Annotated in this window: 16 protein-coding genes; 9 read left to right on the top strand and 7 right to left on the bottom strand. The window is 33.3% G+C overall.

All coding sequences use genetic code 11. The features are described from left to right. Positions 1-42 precede the first annotated feature (42 nt). Positions 43-1,938, bottom strand: coding sequence for an acetate--CoA ligase (gene acs, locus ACHMWN_RS08350; RefSeq protein WP_397299593.1), 1,896 nt, complete (start codon positions 1,936-1,938; stop codon positions 43-45). A gap of 177 nt (positions 1,939-2,115) precedes the next feature. On the opposite strand from acs, the gene rpmB reads away from it, so the two are divergent. From rpmB to ACHMWN_RS08315, 7 genes are all read left to right on the top strand, one after another. Next, positions 2,116-2,349: a 50S ribosomal protein L28 gene (gene rpmB, locus ACHMWN_RS08345; protein WP_173273919.1), complete on the top strand. Its 234-nt coding sequence runs from the start codon at positions 2,116-2,118 to the stop codon at positions 2,347-2,349. Positions 2,350-2,388: 39 nt separating this feature from the next. After that, positions 2,389-2,571: a 50S ribosomal protein L33 gene (rpmG, locus tag ACHMWN_RS08340; RefSeq protein ID WP_008242799.1), complete on the top strand. Its 183-nt coding sequence runs from the start codon at positions 2,389-2,391 to the stop codon at positions 2,569-2,571. Positions 2,572-2,653: 82 nt separating this feature from the next. Next, a complete protein-coding gene (locus ACHMWN_RS08335; RefSeq protein ID WP_173273917.1) occupies positions 2,654-2,815 on the top strand; it encodes a DUF4295 domain-containing protein in 162 nt (53 codons plus the stop codon). 71 nt (positions 2,816-2,886) lie between these two features. Further along, positions 2,887-3,849, top strand: a complete 963-nt coding sequence (gene ftsY / locus ACHMWN_RS08330) for a signal recognition particle-docking protein FtsY (RefSeq protein ID WP_397299587.1) — start codon at positions 2,887-2,889, stop codon at positions 3,847-3,849. A 1-nt stretch (position 3,850) separates the two neighbouring features. Beyond that, the gene (rimO, locus tag ACHMWN_RS08325; RefSeq protein WP_397299584.1) at positions 3,851-5,182 is read left to right on the top strand and encodes a 30S ribosomal protein S12 methylthiotransferase RimO; all 1,332 of its coding nucleotides are present in this window, start codon (positions 3,851-3,853) and stop codon (positions 5,180-5,182) included. A gap of 47 nt (positions 5,183-5,229) precedes the next feature. After that, positions 5,230-6,819 (top strand): bacillithiol biosynthesis cysteine-adding enzyme BshC, encoded by a 1,590-nt coding sequence (bshC, locus tag ACHMWN_RS08320; protein WP_397299581.1) that lies wholly within the window; start codon positions 5,230-5,232, stop codon positions 6,817-6,819. A gap of 31 nt (positions 6,820-6,850) precedes the next feature. Continuing rightward, positions 6,851-7,933, top strand: a complete 1,083-nt coding sequence (locus tag ACHMWN_RS08315) for an Ldh family oxidoreductase (RefSeq protein ID WP_397299578.1) — start codon at positions 6,851-6,853, stop codon at positions 7,931-7,933. Between the two features lie 92 nt (positions 7,934-8,025). Here ACHMWN_RS08315 and lepB read toward each other — a convergent pair whose 3' ends face one another. The 5 genes from lepB to ACHMWN_RS08290 form a co-directional block, all read right to left on the bottom strand. Next, positions 8,026-9,213, bottom strand: a complete 1,188-nt coding sequence (lepB, locus tag ACHMWN_RS08310) for a signal peptidase I (RefSeq protein ID WP_397299576.1) — start codon at positions 9,211-9,213, stop codon at positions 8,026-8,028. A 3-nt stretch (positions 9,214-9,216) separates the two neighbouring features. After that, on the bottom strand, positions 9,217-9,960 hold the full coding sequence (dapB, locus tag ACHMWN_RS08305) for a 4-hydroxy-tetrahydrodipicolinate reductase (protein ID WP_397299573.1): 744 nt from the start codon (positions 9,958-9,960) through the stop codon (positions 9,217-9,219). Between the two features lie 66 nt (positions 9,961-10,026). Beyond that, on the bottom strand, positions 10,027-10,701 hold the full coding sequence (locus ACHMWN_RS08300) for a DUF5683 domain-containing protein (protein ID WP_397299570.1): 675 nt from the start codon (positions 10,699-10,701) through the stop codon (positions 10,027-10,029). Continuing rightward, a complete protein-coding gene (locus tag ACHMWN_RS08295; protein ID WP_397299568.1) occupies positions 10,701-11,600 on the bottom strand; it encodes a ParB/RepB/Spo0J family partition protein in 900 nt (299 codons plus the stop codon). The genes ACHMWN_RS08300 and ACHMWN_RS08295 overlap by 1 nt, the downstream gene beginning before the upstream one ends. Positions 11,601-11,609: 9 nt before the next feature. Continuing rightward, on the bottom strand, positions 11,610-12,413 hold the full coding sequence (locus ACHMWN_RS08290) for a ParA family protein (RefSeq protein WP_372816877.1): 804 nt from the start codon (positions 12,411-12,413) through the stop codon (positions 11,610-11,612). A gap of 179 nt (positions 12,414-12,592) precedes the next feature. Here ACHMWN_RS08290 and ACHMWN_RS08285 point away from each other — a divergent pair, with 179 nt between their 5' ends. Then, entirely contained in the window at positions 12,593-13,114 is a 522-nt protein-coding gene (locus tag ACHMWN_RS08285; protein ID WP_397299565.1) for an NADPH-dependent FMN reductase, read from the top strand. A 133-nt stretch (positions 13,115-13,247) separates the two neighbouring features. Here ACHMWN_RS08285 and ACHMWN_RS08280 read toward each other — a convergent pair whose 3' ends face one another. Beyond that, a complete protein-coding gene (locus ACHMWN_RS08280; protein ID WP_397299563.1) occupies positions 13,248-13,703 on the bottom strand; it encodes a hypothetical protein in 456 nt (151 codons plus the stop codon). Positions 13,704-13,747: 44 nt separating this feature from the next. Here ACHMWN_RS08280 and ACHMWN_RS08275 point away from each other — a divergent pair, with 44 nt between their 5' ends. Further along, entirely contained in the window at positions 13,748-15,379 is a 1,632-nt protein-coding gene (locus ACHMWN_RS08275) for an ABC transporter substrate-binding protein (RefSeq protein WP_397299560.1), read from the top strand. Positions 15,380-15,439: the final 60 nt, after the last annotated feature.

The following is a 15,439-nucleotide window of genomic DNA, read 5'->3' as shown; positions in this document are numbered from 1 at the left end:
AGACTAGAGAAGCAATTGTTTTAAGAATTTAGGATTTAAGTTTTATAGTTTTTTCGAGTTGTCTATAATTTCTTGCACTACAGTTGGATCTAACAAAGTTGAAATATCGCCCAAATTTGATGTATCGCCCTCGGCAACTTTACGCAAAATACGGCGCATAATTTTGCCAGATCTAGTTTTCGGCAAACCTGATACAAATAAAATTTTATCTGGCTTAGCAATCGCACCAATTACACGAGTAACCGTTTGCAAAATATCTTTCCGAGTTAAATCCTCATCTTTACTCAACCCTGGATAAATAATAAACGCGTATATCCCTTGACCTTTCACGTCATGAGGATAACCAACTACAGCACTTTCTATTACCCCTGCATGCATATTTATCGCATTTTCTACTTCGGCTGTACCAATTCTATGACCAGAAACGTTAATTACATCATCTACCCTACCTGTAATTCGGTAATAGCCATCTTCATCTCGCAAGCAACCGTCTCCAGTAAAATATAAGTTCTCATATGTAGAAAAATAAGTTAATTTACAACGCTCATGATCACCATATGTAGTACGCAACATACCTGGCCAAGGGAACTTAATACACAAGTTTCCATTTACACCATTACCCTCGATTTCTTTTCCATTCTCATCTACTAAAATAGGTTGTATACCAGGTAAAGGCAATGTAGCAAAGCTAGGTTTTGTAGGAGTTACAAATGCAATTGGCGATATCATGATTCCACCAGTTTCTGTTTGCCACCATGTATCTACAATCGGGGCTTTTTTATATCCAATTTCTTCGTCAAACCAATGCCAAGCTTCTTCATTAATAGGTTCTCCTACAGATCCTAAAACACGTAAACTACTTAAATCAATTCCTTTTAATGGATCTGTACCAAAACTCATTAAAGATCGAATAGCTGTTGGTGCGGTATATAAAATATTTACCTTATGTTTTTGTACAATTTCCCAAAATCTAGATGGAGTTGGATAGGTTGGAATTCCTTCAAACATTAAAGTCGTTGCACCTTGTGAGAGAGGTCCGTAGACAATATAAGAGTGACCAGTAATCCAGCCTATGTCAGCAGTGCAAAAAAATACTTCATCTGGCTGGTAATTAAATACATTAGAAAATGTATATCCTGCATAAACCATGTAACCACCGCACGTATGCACAACACCTTTTGGCTTACCTGTTGAACCCGATGTGTATAAAATAAACAGCACATCTTCGGCATCCATTTCTTCAGCAATACAATTAGCATCAACTAATTTCACTTCATCTTCCCACCAACAATCTCTGCCCTTTAACATAGAAACTGGGGTACGTGTATGTGTTAACACAATTACTTTTTCTATAGTCGGACAACCAATTAAGGCATCATCTATTACTTCTTTTAATTGGATTTGTTTGCTGCCACGATAAGCACCATCTGCTGTGATTACTATCTTACAAGCAGCATCATTTATCCTATCTGCGATGGATTTAGCAGAAAAACCGCCAAAAACTACCGAGTGTATTGCACCAATACGAGCACAGGCTAGCACAGCGATTGCCAACTCTGGTACCATAGGCATATAGATACAAATTCTGTCTCCTTTTTTTGCCCCGTTTCTTTTCAACACATTTGCAAAGCGACAAACTCTATCGTGCAATACTCTATAACTAAGCGTAATGCTATCTCTTTCCGGATCATTCGGTTCCCAGATGATAGCTGGTTTATCGCCGTTTTCAATTAAATGCCGATCTAAACAATTATCTGTAATGTTTAATTTTGCCCCTTCAAACCATTTAATATTTGGTTCTGAAAAGTTCCATGACAGTACATTATCCCATTTTTTTTTCCATAAAAAATTATCGGCTATTCCAGCCCAAAATTTTTCTGGTTCTTGTATACTTTCTTTATAGGTTTCTTGATATTGCTCAAAAGAGGTGATCTGCATGGTAATTTGGTTTAGCATTTAGGTGTTCAAATATAGTATTATTAGCAAAGTTTAAAAAAATGAATAAACAAAATCAATTATTTTCAAGTCGACTATTGATGGTTACAAAAATAATTCAGATATTTGCACACTCTTAAAAAAATTAAGTAGCGAAATAATCAACATAATAAAAAAGTCATGTCAAGAGTTTGTGATTTAACCGGAAAAATGGCGATGTCGGGATTTAATGTTTCTCACTCGAACGTTAAAACGAAACGTAAATTTTATCCTAACCTACAACTTCAGAAATTTTATATTCCTGAAGAAGATACTTGGATTACATTAAAAGTATCAACATCAGCTATTAAAACTATCAATAAAATTGGTATTTCTGAGGCACTTAATCGCTTCATGAAAAAAGGATATTTGTAAAAAACATTGTCGATTTTATCGACATAAATAAATAATAAAATGGCAAAAAAAGGTAACAGAGTACAAGTTATTTTAGAATGTACAGAACATAAAACTAGCGGTATGCCAGGTATGTCTAGATACATTTCTACAAAAAACCGTAAAAACACTACTGAACGTTTAGAATTGAAAAAATTCAATCCAGTATTGAAAAAAGTAACCGTACATAAAGAGATAAAATAATTGAAGGATACTTGTTTGAAGAATTGAATTTTACATTCTTTTAATTAAACATCCACTCACTCAATAATTAAATTTAAAAGACATGGCTAAGAAAGTAGTTGCAACCCTAAAAACGGGTACAGGAAAAGAATATTCGAAAGTTATCACAATGAACAAATCACCTAAAACTGGTGCTTATTCTTTCAAAGAAATCATTGTACATAACGATCACGTTAAAGATGCTCTTGCTGGTATCAGCAAGTAATTCTATTCACGAATAGCACTAAAGGCCGTTCCGTATTAAACGGAAGGGCTTTTTTATTTTAATATCATTCTATGGGTTTATTCGATTTTTTCAAAAAAAAAGAAACTGCTCCTGAAGCACAAGAAGCTTTAGAAAAAGGTCTAGAAAAAACTAAAGAAGGTTTTTTAAGTAAAATCACTAAGGCTGTTGCTGGTAAATCTACAGTTGATGATGATGTATTGGATAACCTTGAAGAAGTTTTAGTAACTTCTGACGTTGGGGTAAGCACTACCTTAAAAATTATTGATCGCATTCAGGCTCGCGTTGCTAAAGATAAATATCTATCTACTTCTGAATTAAATCACTTATTACGTGATGAAATTCAACTTCTATTAGCTGAAAACAACAGTAATGATTTCCGTAATTTCGAATATGGTGATCATAAACCATATGTAATCATGGTCGTTGGTGTAAATGGTGTGGGAAAAACTACCACTATTGGCAAACTTGCTCATAAATTGAAAAACGAAAATCTGAAAGTAGTTTTGGGTGCTGCCGACACATTTAGAGCTGCTGCAGTTGAGCAAATTAAATTATGGGGTGAACGTGTTGGTGTTAGGGTTGTAGCGCAAGCAATGGGTTCAGATCCTGCTTCTGTTGCCTTTGACACATTACAATCGGCTGTTGCCAATAAAGAAGATGTAGTGATAATTGATACAGCTGGCCGTTTACATAACAAAGTTGGGTTAATGAATGAATTAGGTAAAATTAAAAGCGTGATGCAAAAGGTAATTCCAAATGCACCGCACGAAATTTTGCTAGTTTTAGACGGTTCAACAGGTCAAAATGCATTTGAACAATGCAAGCAATTTACTGAAGCTACCGATGTAAATGCATTAGCAATTACCAAATTAGATGGTACTGCAAAAGGTGGCGTAGTGATTGGAATTTCCGATCAATTTAAAATTCCTGTAAAATATATTGGTGTTGGCGAAAAAATGGACGATTTACAATTGTTCGATAAAAAAGATTTCGTGAACTCGTTATTTAATTAATATGATTACTAAAAACAAGCTTGTAAAAACTATTGCCAAACCTAAAATCAATGTGATTACTTTAGGTTGTTCAAAAAATACTTATGATTCAGAAGTATTAATGGGACAATTACGTGGCAATAACCTAGCTGTTGAACACGAATCAAATAGTTTAAGCAAAGATGATATTATCGTAATTAATACATGCGGATTTATAGACAATGCTAAACAAGAATCTATTGATACTATTTTACAATACAGTCAATTAAAAGAAGAAGGAAAAGTAGGAAAAGTAATTGTTACTGGCTGTTTATCTGAGCGTTATAAACCAGAATTAGAATCTGAAATTACGAACGTTGATGCTTATTTTGGCACCAATGATTTACAAAATATACTACACAGTTTAGGTGCAAACTATAAACACGAGTTAATTGGTGAACGTTTATTAACTACGCCTTCTCACTTCGCTTATTTCAAAATTGCTGAAGGCTGTAATCGTCCATGTTCTTTTTGTGCTATCCCGCTGATGCGTGGCAAACACGTTTCTAGAGATATGAACGAGTTAGTTAACGAGGCTAAAATTTTAGCTGCTAATGGAACAAAAGAACTTATTTTAATCGCTCAAGATTTAACATATTACGGTTTAGACATTTACGGAAAACGCAATTTAGATGAGTTATTACTTCGTTTATCTGATGTAAAAGGCATAGAATGGATTAGATTGCAATATGCCTACCCTTCTGGTTTTCCAATGGAGATTTTAGATGCGATGAACGAACGCGAAAATATATGCAAGTATTTGGATATGCCTTTACAGCACATTACAGATAATATGCTAAAATCAATGCGCCGTGGAATTACCAAGCAAAAAACTATCGATATTGTAAATGAAATCAGAGCAAAAGTTCCAAATATCGCAATGAGAACTACTTTAATTTGTGGTTATCCTGGTGAAACTGAGCAAGATTTCGAAGAAATGTATAATTGGGTTGAGGAAACTCGTTTCGATCGTTTAGGTTGCTTCACTTATTCTCATGAAGAAAAAACTCATGCTCACCAATTAGTTGATGATGTACCTGAAGAAGTAAAACAAGCTCGTGTAGATGCGATAATGGAATTGCAACAAGGTATTTCTTTCGATATTAATCAAGAAAAAGTTGGCAAAACATACAAAGTTTTAATCGATAGAAAAGAAGGCGATTTCTTTATTGGACGTACTGAATTTGATAGCCCAGAGGTTGATAATGAGGTTTTAATCGATGCAAATTCTGGTTATGCAGCTAACGGAAGTTTTGTAAACGTAATAATTGATCGTGCAGAAGATTTTGACCTGTATGGACAAATTGTAAAATAAAGCGCTAGCCTAAAAATGTTTCGTAAATTAGTTTAATTTCGCAACACATGAAGGCAAAATATATCTCTTATCAAGATACTCATTCATTCTCTAAATTAGTTTTAGATTATGTAAATGATGATGAATTCTTGAAACCTTTTTATAGCTTTCGTCCAGAAATGGATGGTTTAAAAAAAGCTGTCGACGCCAGAAACTTCAAAGGAAATAGAGCCGAATTAGTTGAGGTTTTAAATCAGCAATATTTAAACGTAAAAACGAATAAATCTGTAAATCACAATATTAATTTATTGGCGGATGAAAATACATTCACAGTTACCACCGGTCATCAACTTAATTTATTTACCGGACCATTATACTTCATCTACAAAATTGTAACGACAATAAATCTGGCACTTGAGTTAAAAATCGCTTATCCTGAAAAGAATTTTGTTCCAATTTATTGGATGGCAACCGAGGATCATGATTTTGAAGAAATCAATCATGTCAGCGTTGATGAAAAAAACATCAGTTGGATACAACAAACAAATGGTGCAACCGGAAGATTAAGCACGAAAACTGTTGCGGCTGCTGTAAGAGCTTACAAGGCCTATTTGGGCATTAGCAAAAACGGAAAAAAATTGGCTAAATTAGTTGAAAATGCATACTTAACCAATGATAATCTGGCAGATGCAACTCGGGTTTTAGTTAATAGTCTATTTCAAGATTATGGTTTAGTGATAATTAACGCTGATGACGCTAAACTGAAAAAGCAATTCAGTTTGATCATTAAGCAAGATATTACTGAACAAAATAGTGCACATTTAACTGAAAAAACTAGTGAAGATTTAGCAAAAAAAGGATATAAAACACAAGTTAATGGAAGAGAAATTAACTTCTTTTATTTAATAGATAATCTTCGTGAAAGGATTATTGAAAAAGATAATAAGTACACTGTTAATCATACAGAAATCCATTTTACAAAGGATGAATTAATAAAAGAAATTGAAAGTCATCCAGAAAGGTTTAGTCCGAATGTAATTATGCGCCCCTTATACCAAGAAGTAATTTTGCCAAACATCGCTTATATTGGTGGTGGCGCTGAAGTTTCTTATTGGATGCAATTAAAAGCTAATTTCGATTTCTATAAGACAGATTTTCCCGTATTACTGTTGCGTAATTCGGCTTTGCTAATCGATAAACGTAGTGCTGAAAACTTACACAAATTAGGCTTTAAATTAGAAGATGCTTTTCTTTCAGTTGAAGAATTGCAAAAAACATGGGTAAAAAATAACAGCACTTCTAATTTAACCTTAGCTGATGAAATGAAAGCAATACAAACAGCATTTGATCAGATTAAGCATCATTCTTCTAAAATTGATAAGACTTTGGAAAGTTCAGCAGACTCTGCAAAAACCAAGACTATTCATTTATTAGAAAATTTAGAAAAGAAACTTTTCAGAGCTGAAAAAAGAAAACATGAAGTTTCTTTAAAACAGATTGAAAACGTAAAAAATAGGCTTTTTCCAACAGGTACTTTACAAGAAAGAATATTGAATATAGCACCAATGTATGTAAATTATGGAGATGATTTTTTATCCTCATTAATAGAAAACTTTCAACCTTTGGGTGGGGATTTTACATTGCTATTGCCTTCATAAGCTGTCATTTCTTTAAGACAAATTTAAAAGAATGAACTTTATAACTTTTACAGAAACCAAACTTAGAACTTTTACATACTCCGTTTTTAAGAAGATGGGTTGCTCTGATGAGCATGCGGCGTTAGCGACCGATGTTTTAATTAGGTCGGATTTAAGAGGGATTGATTCTCATGGCGTAGCTCGTTTAAGTGGCTATGTTCGTTTGTGGGAGAAGAAAAGAATTAATGCTACACCAAATATTAAAGTAGTTTATGAAACACCGACTACTGCAACTGTAGATGGAGATGGTGGATTAGGCTTAGTTGTTGCGCCATTTGCTATGAAGGTAGCCATTGAAAAAGCAGAAAAATACGGAAGCGGCTGGGTAGCTGTTAAAAATTCTAATCATTTTGGCATTGCAGGATATCATGCTTTATTAGCTGTAGAAAAAGACATGATTGGAATTAGCATGACTAATGCAAGTCCATTGGTTGCACCTACTTATGCGAATGAACGTTTATTGGGTACAAATCCAATGTGTTATGCTTTTCCAGCGGGGAAATATCCGCCAGTCATTGTTGATATGGCAACCGCAGCGGCAGCAAATGGAAAATTAGAAATCGCTCAAAGAGCGAATAAAGAAATTCCAGAAGGATGGGTGCAAGATAAAGATGGAAATTCTTCAATTAATTCAAATGAATTGAAAAATGGTGGTTCATTGTTGCCTTTAGGTAGTGATAAAGATCATGGCAGCCACAAAGGTTATGGATTAAGTGCCACAGTAGATATTTTATCAGCTGTGCTTTCTGGCGCAAATTATGGACCCTGGGTACCTCCTTTTGTAGCATTTTTAGAACCTGATGCAAATCCTGTTGGCGAAGGAATTGGTCATTTTTTAGGCGCTATGCGTGTAGATGGTTTTCGCCCTGCAGATGATTTTAAAAATCATTTAGACAATTGGATTGAACGTTTTAAAATTGCAAAAACTATACGTTCAGATAAAAAAGTAATTATTCCAGGTGAACCAGAAGCTGAAGCAGAATTAGAGAGAAAAGTAAGTGGCATTCCAATTATTGATGTAGTGGTAAATGATTTAAATGAATTGGCTGCTAAACTTGGAATTGATGGATTATAAATTAATTAAACTATATAAATTAAAACCCCATAAGCTTTTAAACTTATGGGGTTTTCGATTCTAAATCTATCAGATTTCTTATATTTCAGAAACTAGTGAATACCTTTAAAAATTCTGTTCCAGCGTATTTTACTAAACCATGAACCTTCACTATCAAAGCTCATCCAAATGAATAATGCTTTACCAACTATGTGATCTTCAGGAACAAAACCCCAATAACGAGAATTTGCTGATTGATGGCGATTATCTCCCATCATCCAATAATAATCCATTTTAAACGTATATTCTGTCGCTTTCTTTCCGTTCAATATCCAGTCGTTTCCAACTTTTTCCAATTTATTACCTTCATAAATACGAATACTTCTTTCGTATAATGGCATGGTAACGCTATCCATTTTTACTGTCCAGCCTTTTTTTGGAACAATGATTGGCCCAAAATTATCTAAATTCCAAGACCTGTTTTTATCATGTGGAAAAATTGCTCTATCAAATTCTCCTTTCATAGCTACGTTCTCTGTAATTGATTTTACATAGTCAGATTTTTTAAGTTCTGTAACCATAGCTGGCGTTCCTTCAAACTGATAAATAGTAGGCACATTTGTTTCTGCAGTCTTAAAGCCCATATCTTGAAACAGTCTTACGTTGATATCCGAAGTTTTAAATTCTACCGTATAATAAAACCATCCTGTTGGTTCTAATGGCACTTTTTTTCCATTTACGCTAGCCAATCCGTTATCCATACTAACGGTATCTCCCGCTATAGCAATGCAACGTTTAATAAAGTTTTCACGTTTATCTACTGGTCTATTTACGATAGTATAATTTGAATTTACCGTTCGCCTGTCGCTTCGCATGATCATTTGATAATAATTATCATCTTGAGCCTCTAAAGCCACTGTATCTCCTTCAGGGAAATTGAAAACAACTACATCATTGCGCTTAATATTTTGAAGGCCAGGTAATCTTCTGTATTTCCACTGTACGCCATCCCAATATGCTTTTGTACCTGTCAATGGCATGGTGTGATGTGCAAAAGGAAAGGCAACTGGTGTCATTGGAATACGAGCGCCATAATTTACTTTGCTTACAAATAAGAAATCGCCAATTAATAACGATTTTTCCATTGAACCCGAAGGAATGGTATAAGCCTCGATGAAAAATACTCTAATAATAGTTGCTGCAACTACCGCAAAGATGATCGCGTCAGTCCATTCTCTACTTTTACTTTTTTTCTTTTTTGGTTCGGCACTTTTATTTCTTTGCCAGAATTTCCAACTCATATATTAGGAATTAAAATTAAAAACATCGGCGATGTTGTAAAAGCCTTGTTTATTTTGTAACCACTCTGCTGCTATTACTGCGCCTAAAGCAAAACCTGCTCTACTGTGCGCTGTATGCTTAATTTCTATTTCATCAACTTCAGAACTATAAACCACCGTATGTGTACCCGGTACATTTTCTATTCTGTGCGACTCGATCAATAATTGTTCATTTTTAATCACATCTGGTATTTGCGTACCCACCACTTCATTCAACCATTCCGATTTACGATCAATCTCTTCAATAATCCCTTCTGCAATCGTCATTGCTGTACCACTTGGTGCATCTAGCTTTTGTGTATGATGTATTTCTTCTACTTGTACTTCGTAAGCCGGATAATTATTCATCAGCTTTGCTAGCACTTTATTTAAATGAAAGAAAAGATTTACACCAACACTAAAGTTAGAGCCATAAAGCAACGTATTGTTACTGCTTAAACAATCATTTTTAATTTCTTGTAGTTTACCATACCAACCCGTTGTACCTACAACTACGGGCACTCCGGCTTCAAAACATTTGTAAATATTATCAACTGCAGCATCTGGAGCACTAAAATCTATTGCTATATCGGCTTTTTCCAAATTATCAACTGTAAAATCTTTCAGGTTATCTATGCTAATTTTAAGCACAACTTCATGTCCTCTTTCTAAAGCAAAACGCTCTATAATTTGACCCATTTTACCGTAGCCTAATAATGCTATTTTCATTAGTGTATGATTTGTTTTTTTAAAGATAATGAAGCTATCACGAATTTATTCATATCGTTATTAGTTTCATAATTTAATAGTGAGTTTTAATCCAGGCACAGTAGGATTATAGCTATACATTGTAGTTGAATTGATTAATGATGGTGAGATTTTAAAAGATAAATTATCATCTACATTAAAATATTTTAAACGTGCTGTAATGTAAGCATCTAATGCATTTAAGCCGTATAAACCAACCAAGGATATTAACACCACTTCACGATTACGTTTATAAATATTTTTAGCGACAACTAAAGCATCAGTATTGGTGTATTGCGCTAAACCATTTTCTGGATTTGGAGTATTGTTATGTAGTTTTCTATATTGTAATTCATCTAAAAACAACTTGTAATTTTTATTATTGTCAATATACGACATGACTAATAAAGTACCACCAGCATAAATAGCCCCTATTTTACCAATTATATACAGCTTTTGTCCAAATTTATTTCCTTTTGTTAAACCACTTTTAACATCATTTACCACAAGTCCATAATTATAAACCTGACCTAAACCTGGAAAAATTAACGACCTGTGAAATGCTTTTCTACCAGCAATTTTTCCTTGATTTACGTATGGAGCAGGTTTAATCGTGTCAATTCTGTTTTTAGTAGTATCTACTGGAGTTTTTACAGCAGGATTTTGTGCCTTTGCAGTAGCAAAAGTTAATATCAACATTACCGAAAGCAAAAATGCTCGCATTACCAATCTAAAAGTTCTAAAATTCTACTCAAATCATCATTAGAAACGAATGGAATTTCTATTGCACCTTTACCATTCTCTTTTACTTTTAATTTCACCTTTGTAGCGAATTTAGAAGCCAAATCATTTTGCAATTTTTGATATTCGAATGAAACACCAACTGGATTAGTTTTAGGTTTTATTTGCACATGGTGGATGCTACGAACCAATTCTTCTACCTTACGAACTGATAAACCTTTATCTAAAATCTCTTGGTGAATGAACAATTGTTTTGCTTCTTCTTCTACACTTATTAAAGCACGAGCATGTCCCATAGAAATTTTGCCATCGCGAATTGATGCCTGAATAACTGGTGGTAATTTTAATAAACGAAGATAATTACTAACTGTAGTTCGATTTTTACCAACTCTTTCGCCTAATTGCTCAGGTTTTAGATTACATTCATCAATCATCATTTGGAAACTTAGCGCTACTTCGATAGCATTTAAGTTTTCACGTTGAATATTCTCAATCAATGCCATTTCTAGCATTTGTTGATCATCAGCACTGCGAATATATGCTGGGATTTGAGTTAAGCCAGCTAATTTTGACGCTCTTAATCTTCGTTCACCAGAAATTAATTGATATTTATTTCCGTTTTTTCTAACAGTTATTGGTTGTATTAAACCTTGTACCTTAATTGAGTCTGATAATTCGTTTAGTGCAACCTGATCAAACTCGGTACGTGGCTGATATGGATTAGTTTCTACATCATTAATGTTAACCTGACTAATACTACCAATTTGTGCAGTTTGATCTAATGTGTCGTTGCCATTTTTTGGAGGATGAACCGAATCAGTATCATCTAAAAGCGCACTTAATCCTTTTCCTAAACCTGTTTTTCGCTGAAAAGATGTCATCTATATAATTTATATGGTTGCCGTATTTACATCTTGTTCTTCGGTTACTAAACCGTTTTTGCGAACAATCTCTCTAGCTAAGTTTAAATAATTGATAGCTCCTTTGCAATTTGCATCATGCATAATTACCGAAACGCCATAACTTGGTGCTTCACTTAAACGTGTATTACGCTGAATAATAGTTTCGAAAACCAAATCTTGGAAATGAGTTTTTACTTCCTCTACCACTTGATTAGATAAACGTAATCTCACGTCATACATTGTCAATAAAATCCCTTCTATTTCTAATTCAGGATTTAAACGATTTTGTACAATTTTTATGGTATTTAATAATTTCCCTAAACCTTCTAATGCGAAATATTCACATTGAACGGGAATAATAACTGAATCTGCTGCTGTTAAGGAATTGATGGTAATTAAACCCAAAGATGGAGAACAATCGATAATGATAAAATCGTACTGATCTTTTACTTTTTCTAGAACAGCCTTCATTTTATATTCGCGGCTGGTTAAATTAATCATTTCTATTTCTGCACCTACTAAATCAATGTGTGCAGGCAATAAGTCTAGATTTGGAGTTTCGGTTTTTACAATTGCATCTAGCGGATCAACATCGTTAATAATGCACTCGTAAATACTATTTTTAATATTCCTTGGGTCGAAACCAATACCAGAAGTAGAGTTTGCCTGAGGATCTGCATCAACTAAAAGCGTTTTATACTCTAAAACCGCTAAGCTGGCTGCTAAATTTATTGACGAAGTAGTTTTACCTACACCGCCTTTTTGGTTTGCTAAAGCAATAATTTTACTCATCTATTTTTTTAAAAAATCACCAAAATGAAGTATGGCTTTATTTTACACTAATTAGCTAAGAAAAAATGCTATTTTTGTATAAAAAAAGCACTTTTTAACAATTAGCTAAGATACAAACTAAATCATAATATTAGTATTAAAGCCCTAAGTGTTTTAAACATCTTATTAACAATTTTAGTATGATTACCATTATATCTGGCACAAATAGACCTGCGAGTAATACCTTAAAAGTAGCTAAATACTATCAGAAACAACTAGCAGAAAAGGGCTTAGAAACAGAACTCTTGGATTTAAAAGATTTACCGGAAAATTTTATAGGTCAAGACTTATACGGCAAAAGAAGTGCGGCATTTGAAAAAATTCACGAATTAATTACAAAAACCACTAAGTTTTTATTCATCATTCCAGAATATCATGGAAGTTATCCTGGCGTGTTAAAAACTTTTATAGATGCGTGTGCTTTTCCTGAAAGTTTTTACGATAAAAAAGCGTGTTTAGTAGGAATTTCATCGGGCAAATATGGAAACATTCGTGGTGTTGAACATTTTAATGGCGTTTGTGCGTATTTGCATTTAAATGTAATGCCATTGCGCTTACACATCCCCGATATTAAAACAGAACTAGATGAAAATGGAAATTTCTTTAAAGTAGATACACTGAAATTTACTAATCAGCAAATGGATAAATTTATTAAGTATTAGTTATTTCTCTTCTGATTCTTATAATAATCATAAATCAGTCAAAGAACTCCAATTCCAATTGCAACACCGTAGAATAATGGGCTATAATGAGTTGATCCAAATCCGAATAAAATCATCAAGATCATTTTATAAGCTAAACACCAAACCTAATCCATTTGTCACCTTCGTAACCAAATATAAAAAATCCTGGATGTAGCATTTCTGCGAAGTCTTCTATTAACATTACAACATTTGCAGGGGTGCGTAATTTATTTGGATCGTCATTTAATAAAATAATTCTGCCATTTTTTACTGCTGACCAATTTGGGTCTAACAATGCAGGCACTTCACGCATTAAATCATTTAAAGTTTTTCCTTGTTGATAATAAATAATATAAACAGCACCCAGAATTTCAGTTTCAAGTATTCCTCCAGCAGCATTAATTTCATCAGCTAAAACTAAGCTCTGCATGTTGAATGTATCTAAACAAACTACAGGCACTTTATCCATGAATTTAATTTTATGTGTTACAATATCGATACGATCTTGCAATTCTTCACGTAAAATTTCATCATTTTCACTATTTATAAGCTCATTTAAAAAAGACATCTGAATTATTTATTAATTTGTACAAAAATAGTATTCCTAAACTGATGCGTAGAATTATAAACAATATATTTTGGATTTTTTGCCTACTGGCGATTGTTTCTTGTAAGGGAAAAACCGACAACGATGGCAAAAAAGTTTTCAATATTAATTTAGATCAAAATGTAACTTCTTTAGATCCAGCTTTTGCTCGTAACCAAAATGCCATTTGGATGATTAATCAAATATTTAATGGATTGGTGCAAGTAGATAAAGATTTAAATACCATCCCTTGTATTGCTAAAAGTTGGACAATGTCGGCAGATGGATTGACCTATACGTTTAACCTACGCAATGATGTTTATTTTCAGGATGATCCTTTATTTAAAAATGGAAAGGGAAGAAAAGTTGTTGCTTCAGATTTTTCCTATAGTTTTTACCGTTTAATAGATCCTAAAGTTGCCTCATCTGGAGGATGGATTTTTAGTGATAAAGTGAAAGATGCTAACAGTTTTAAAGCACTAAACGATACCACTTTTCAAATTCAATTATTGAAACCCTTCCCTGCTTTTATGAATTTATTAACTGCTCAATATTGCTCTGTTGTACCTAAAGAAGTTGTAGAGCATTACGGTAAGGATTTTAGAAGTCACCCGGTAGGCACAGGCCCATTTAAATTTAAGTATTGGAAAGAAGATGAAATTTTAGTTTTACTTAAAAACGAGCACTATTGGGAAAAAGATGGAGATGTTCAACTTCCATATTTAGATGCTGTTAAAGTCACTTTTATTACCGATAAGCAAAGTGCTTTTATGAATTTTATTAAAAAAGACCTTGATTTTTTTAATAGTGTTGATGGAAGTTACCGAGATGATATTTTGACTAAAAGTGGTAAAATGACCAGTAAATACAAGGGGAAATTTCAATTATTTAAAGGCCCTTATTTATGTACAGAATATGTAGGAATTTTAGTGGATACATCTAAAACAATTGTTAAAAATTCTCCTTTACGTTTTCAAAAAGTGAGGCAAGCAATTAACTATGCAATTGATAGACAGAAATTAATTAAATATTTAAGAAATAGTGTCGGAACTCCTGCAACATCAGGTTTTATACCCAAAGGGATGCCAGGTTTTGACAGCACCAGAGTAAAAGGTTACGATTACAATCCAGCATTATCTGCAAAATTATTGGAAGAAGCAGGATATCCCAATGGGAAAGGAATGCCTGAAGTTACGTTAAGCACTTCTACCACTTATAAAGATTTAATTGAATTTATTCAGGGTGAATTGAATAACATTGGGATTAAGGTAAAAGTAGATGTTAGTCCTAATGCTAGTTTACGTGATATGATGGCCAAGAATGAGGTAAACTTTTTTAGAGGCTCATGGATTGCCGATTATGCAGATGGCGAAAACTATCTATCTGTATTTTACTCTAAAAACAAAGTTCCATTTGGCCCAAATTATACTGGTTATTTTAACGATGAATTTGACAAGTTATTTGAGCAAAGTTATTTTGAAAGCGATTCTAAAAAACGATATGAATTGTATTATAAAATGGATAATATGGTAATGGAATATTCTTCCGTTGTTCCTGTTTTATACGATCAGGTAGTGGTTATGCTGCAAAATAATATTAGTGGATATCCTATTAATCCATTAAGTTTAATGATTTTGAAAAGGGTGAAGAAGAAGTAAATTGAATTGTTTTATTGTTAATGTAAATTTGCAAAAAACCAGTCAGAAAAAAATATAAAC

The sequence above is a fragment of the Pedobacter sp. UC225_61 genome (genome assembly GCF_044452285.1).
Classification (GTDB): Bacteria; Bacteroidota; Bacteroidia; order Sphingobacteriales; family Sphingobacteriaceae; genus Pedobacter.
Note: the sequence above shows the minus strand (reverse complement) of the source record. Positions and strands in the feature narration are given on the sequence as shown.

Excerpts from the sequence above, each read along its gene's own strand:
- acs (WP_397299593.1), bottom strand. The coding sequence starts at position 1,938 with ATGCAGATCACCTCTTTTGAGCAATATCAAGAAACCTATAAAGAAAGT.
- rpmB (WP_173273919.1), top strand. The coding sequence starts at position 2,116 with ATGTCAAGAGTTTGTGATTTAACCGGAAAAATGGCGATGTCGGGATTT.
- rpmG (WP_008242799.1), top strand. The coding sequence starts at position 2,389 with ATGGCAAAAAAAGGTAACAGAGTACAAGTTATTTTAGAATGTACAGAA.
- ACHMWN_RS08335 (WP_173273917.1), top strand. The coding sequence starts at position 2,654 with ATGGCTAAGAAAGTAGTTGCAACCCTAAAAACGGGTACAGGAAAAGAA.
- ftsY (WP_397299587.1), top strand. The coding sequence starts at position 2,887 with ATGGGTTTATTCGATTTTTTCAAAAAAAAAGAAACTGCTCCTGAAGCA.
- rimO (WP_397299584.1), top strand. The coding sequence starts at position 3,851 with ATGATTACTAAAAACAAGCTTGTAAAAACTATTGCCAAACCTAAAATC.
- bshC (WP_397299581.1), top strand. The coding sequence starts at position 5,230 with ATGAAGGCAAAATATATCTCTTATCAAGATACTCATTCATTCTCTAAA.
- ACHMWN_RS08315 (WP_397299578.1), top strand. The coding sequence starts at position 6,851 with ATGAACTTTATAACTTTTACAGAAACCAAACTTAGAACTTTTACATAC.
- lepB (WP_397299576.1), bottom strand. The coding sequence starts at position 9,213 with ATGAGTTGGAAATTCTGGCAAAGAAATAAAAGTGCCGAACCAAAAAAG.
- dapB (WP_397299573.1), bottom strand. The coding sequence starts at position 9,960 with ATGAAAATAGCATTATTAGGCTACGGTAAAATGGGTCAAATTATAGAG.
- ACHMWN_RS08300 (WP_397299570.1), bottom strand. The coding sequence starts at position 10,701 with ATGCGAGCATTTTTGCTTTCGGTAATGTTGATATTAACTTTTGCTACT.
- ACHMWN_RS08295 (WP_397299568.1), bottom strand. The coding sequence starts at position 11,600 with ATGACATCTTTTCAGCGAAAAACAGGTTTAGGAAAAGGATTAAGTGCG.
- ACHMWN_RS08290 (WP_372816877.1), bottom strand. The coding sequence starts at position 12,413 with ATGAGTAAAATTATTGCTTTAGCAAACCAAAAAGGCGGTGTAGGTAAA.
- ACHMWN_RS08285 (WP_397299565.1), top strand. The coding sequence starts at position 12,593 with ATGATTACCATTATATCTGGCACAAATAGACCTGCGAGTAATACCTTA.
- ACHMWN_RS08280 (WP_397299563.1), bottom strand. The coding sequence starts at position 13,703 with ATGTCTTTTTTAAATGAGCTTATAAATAGTGAAAATGATGAAATTTTA.
- ACHMWN_RS08275 (WP_397299560.1), top strand. The coding sequence starts at position 13,748 with ATGCGTAGAATTATAAACAATATATTTTGGATTTTTTGCCTACTGGCG.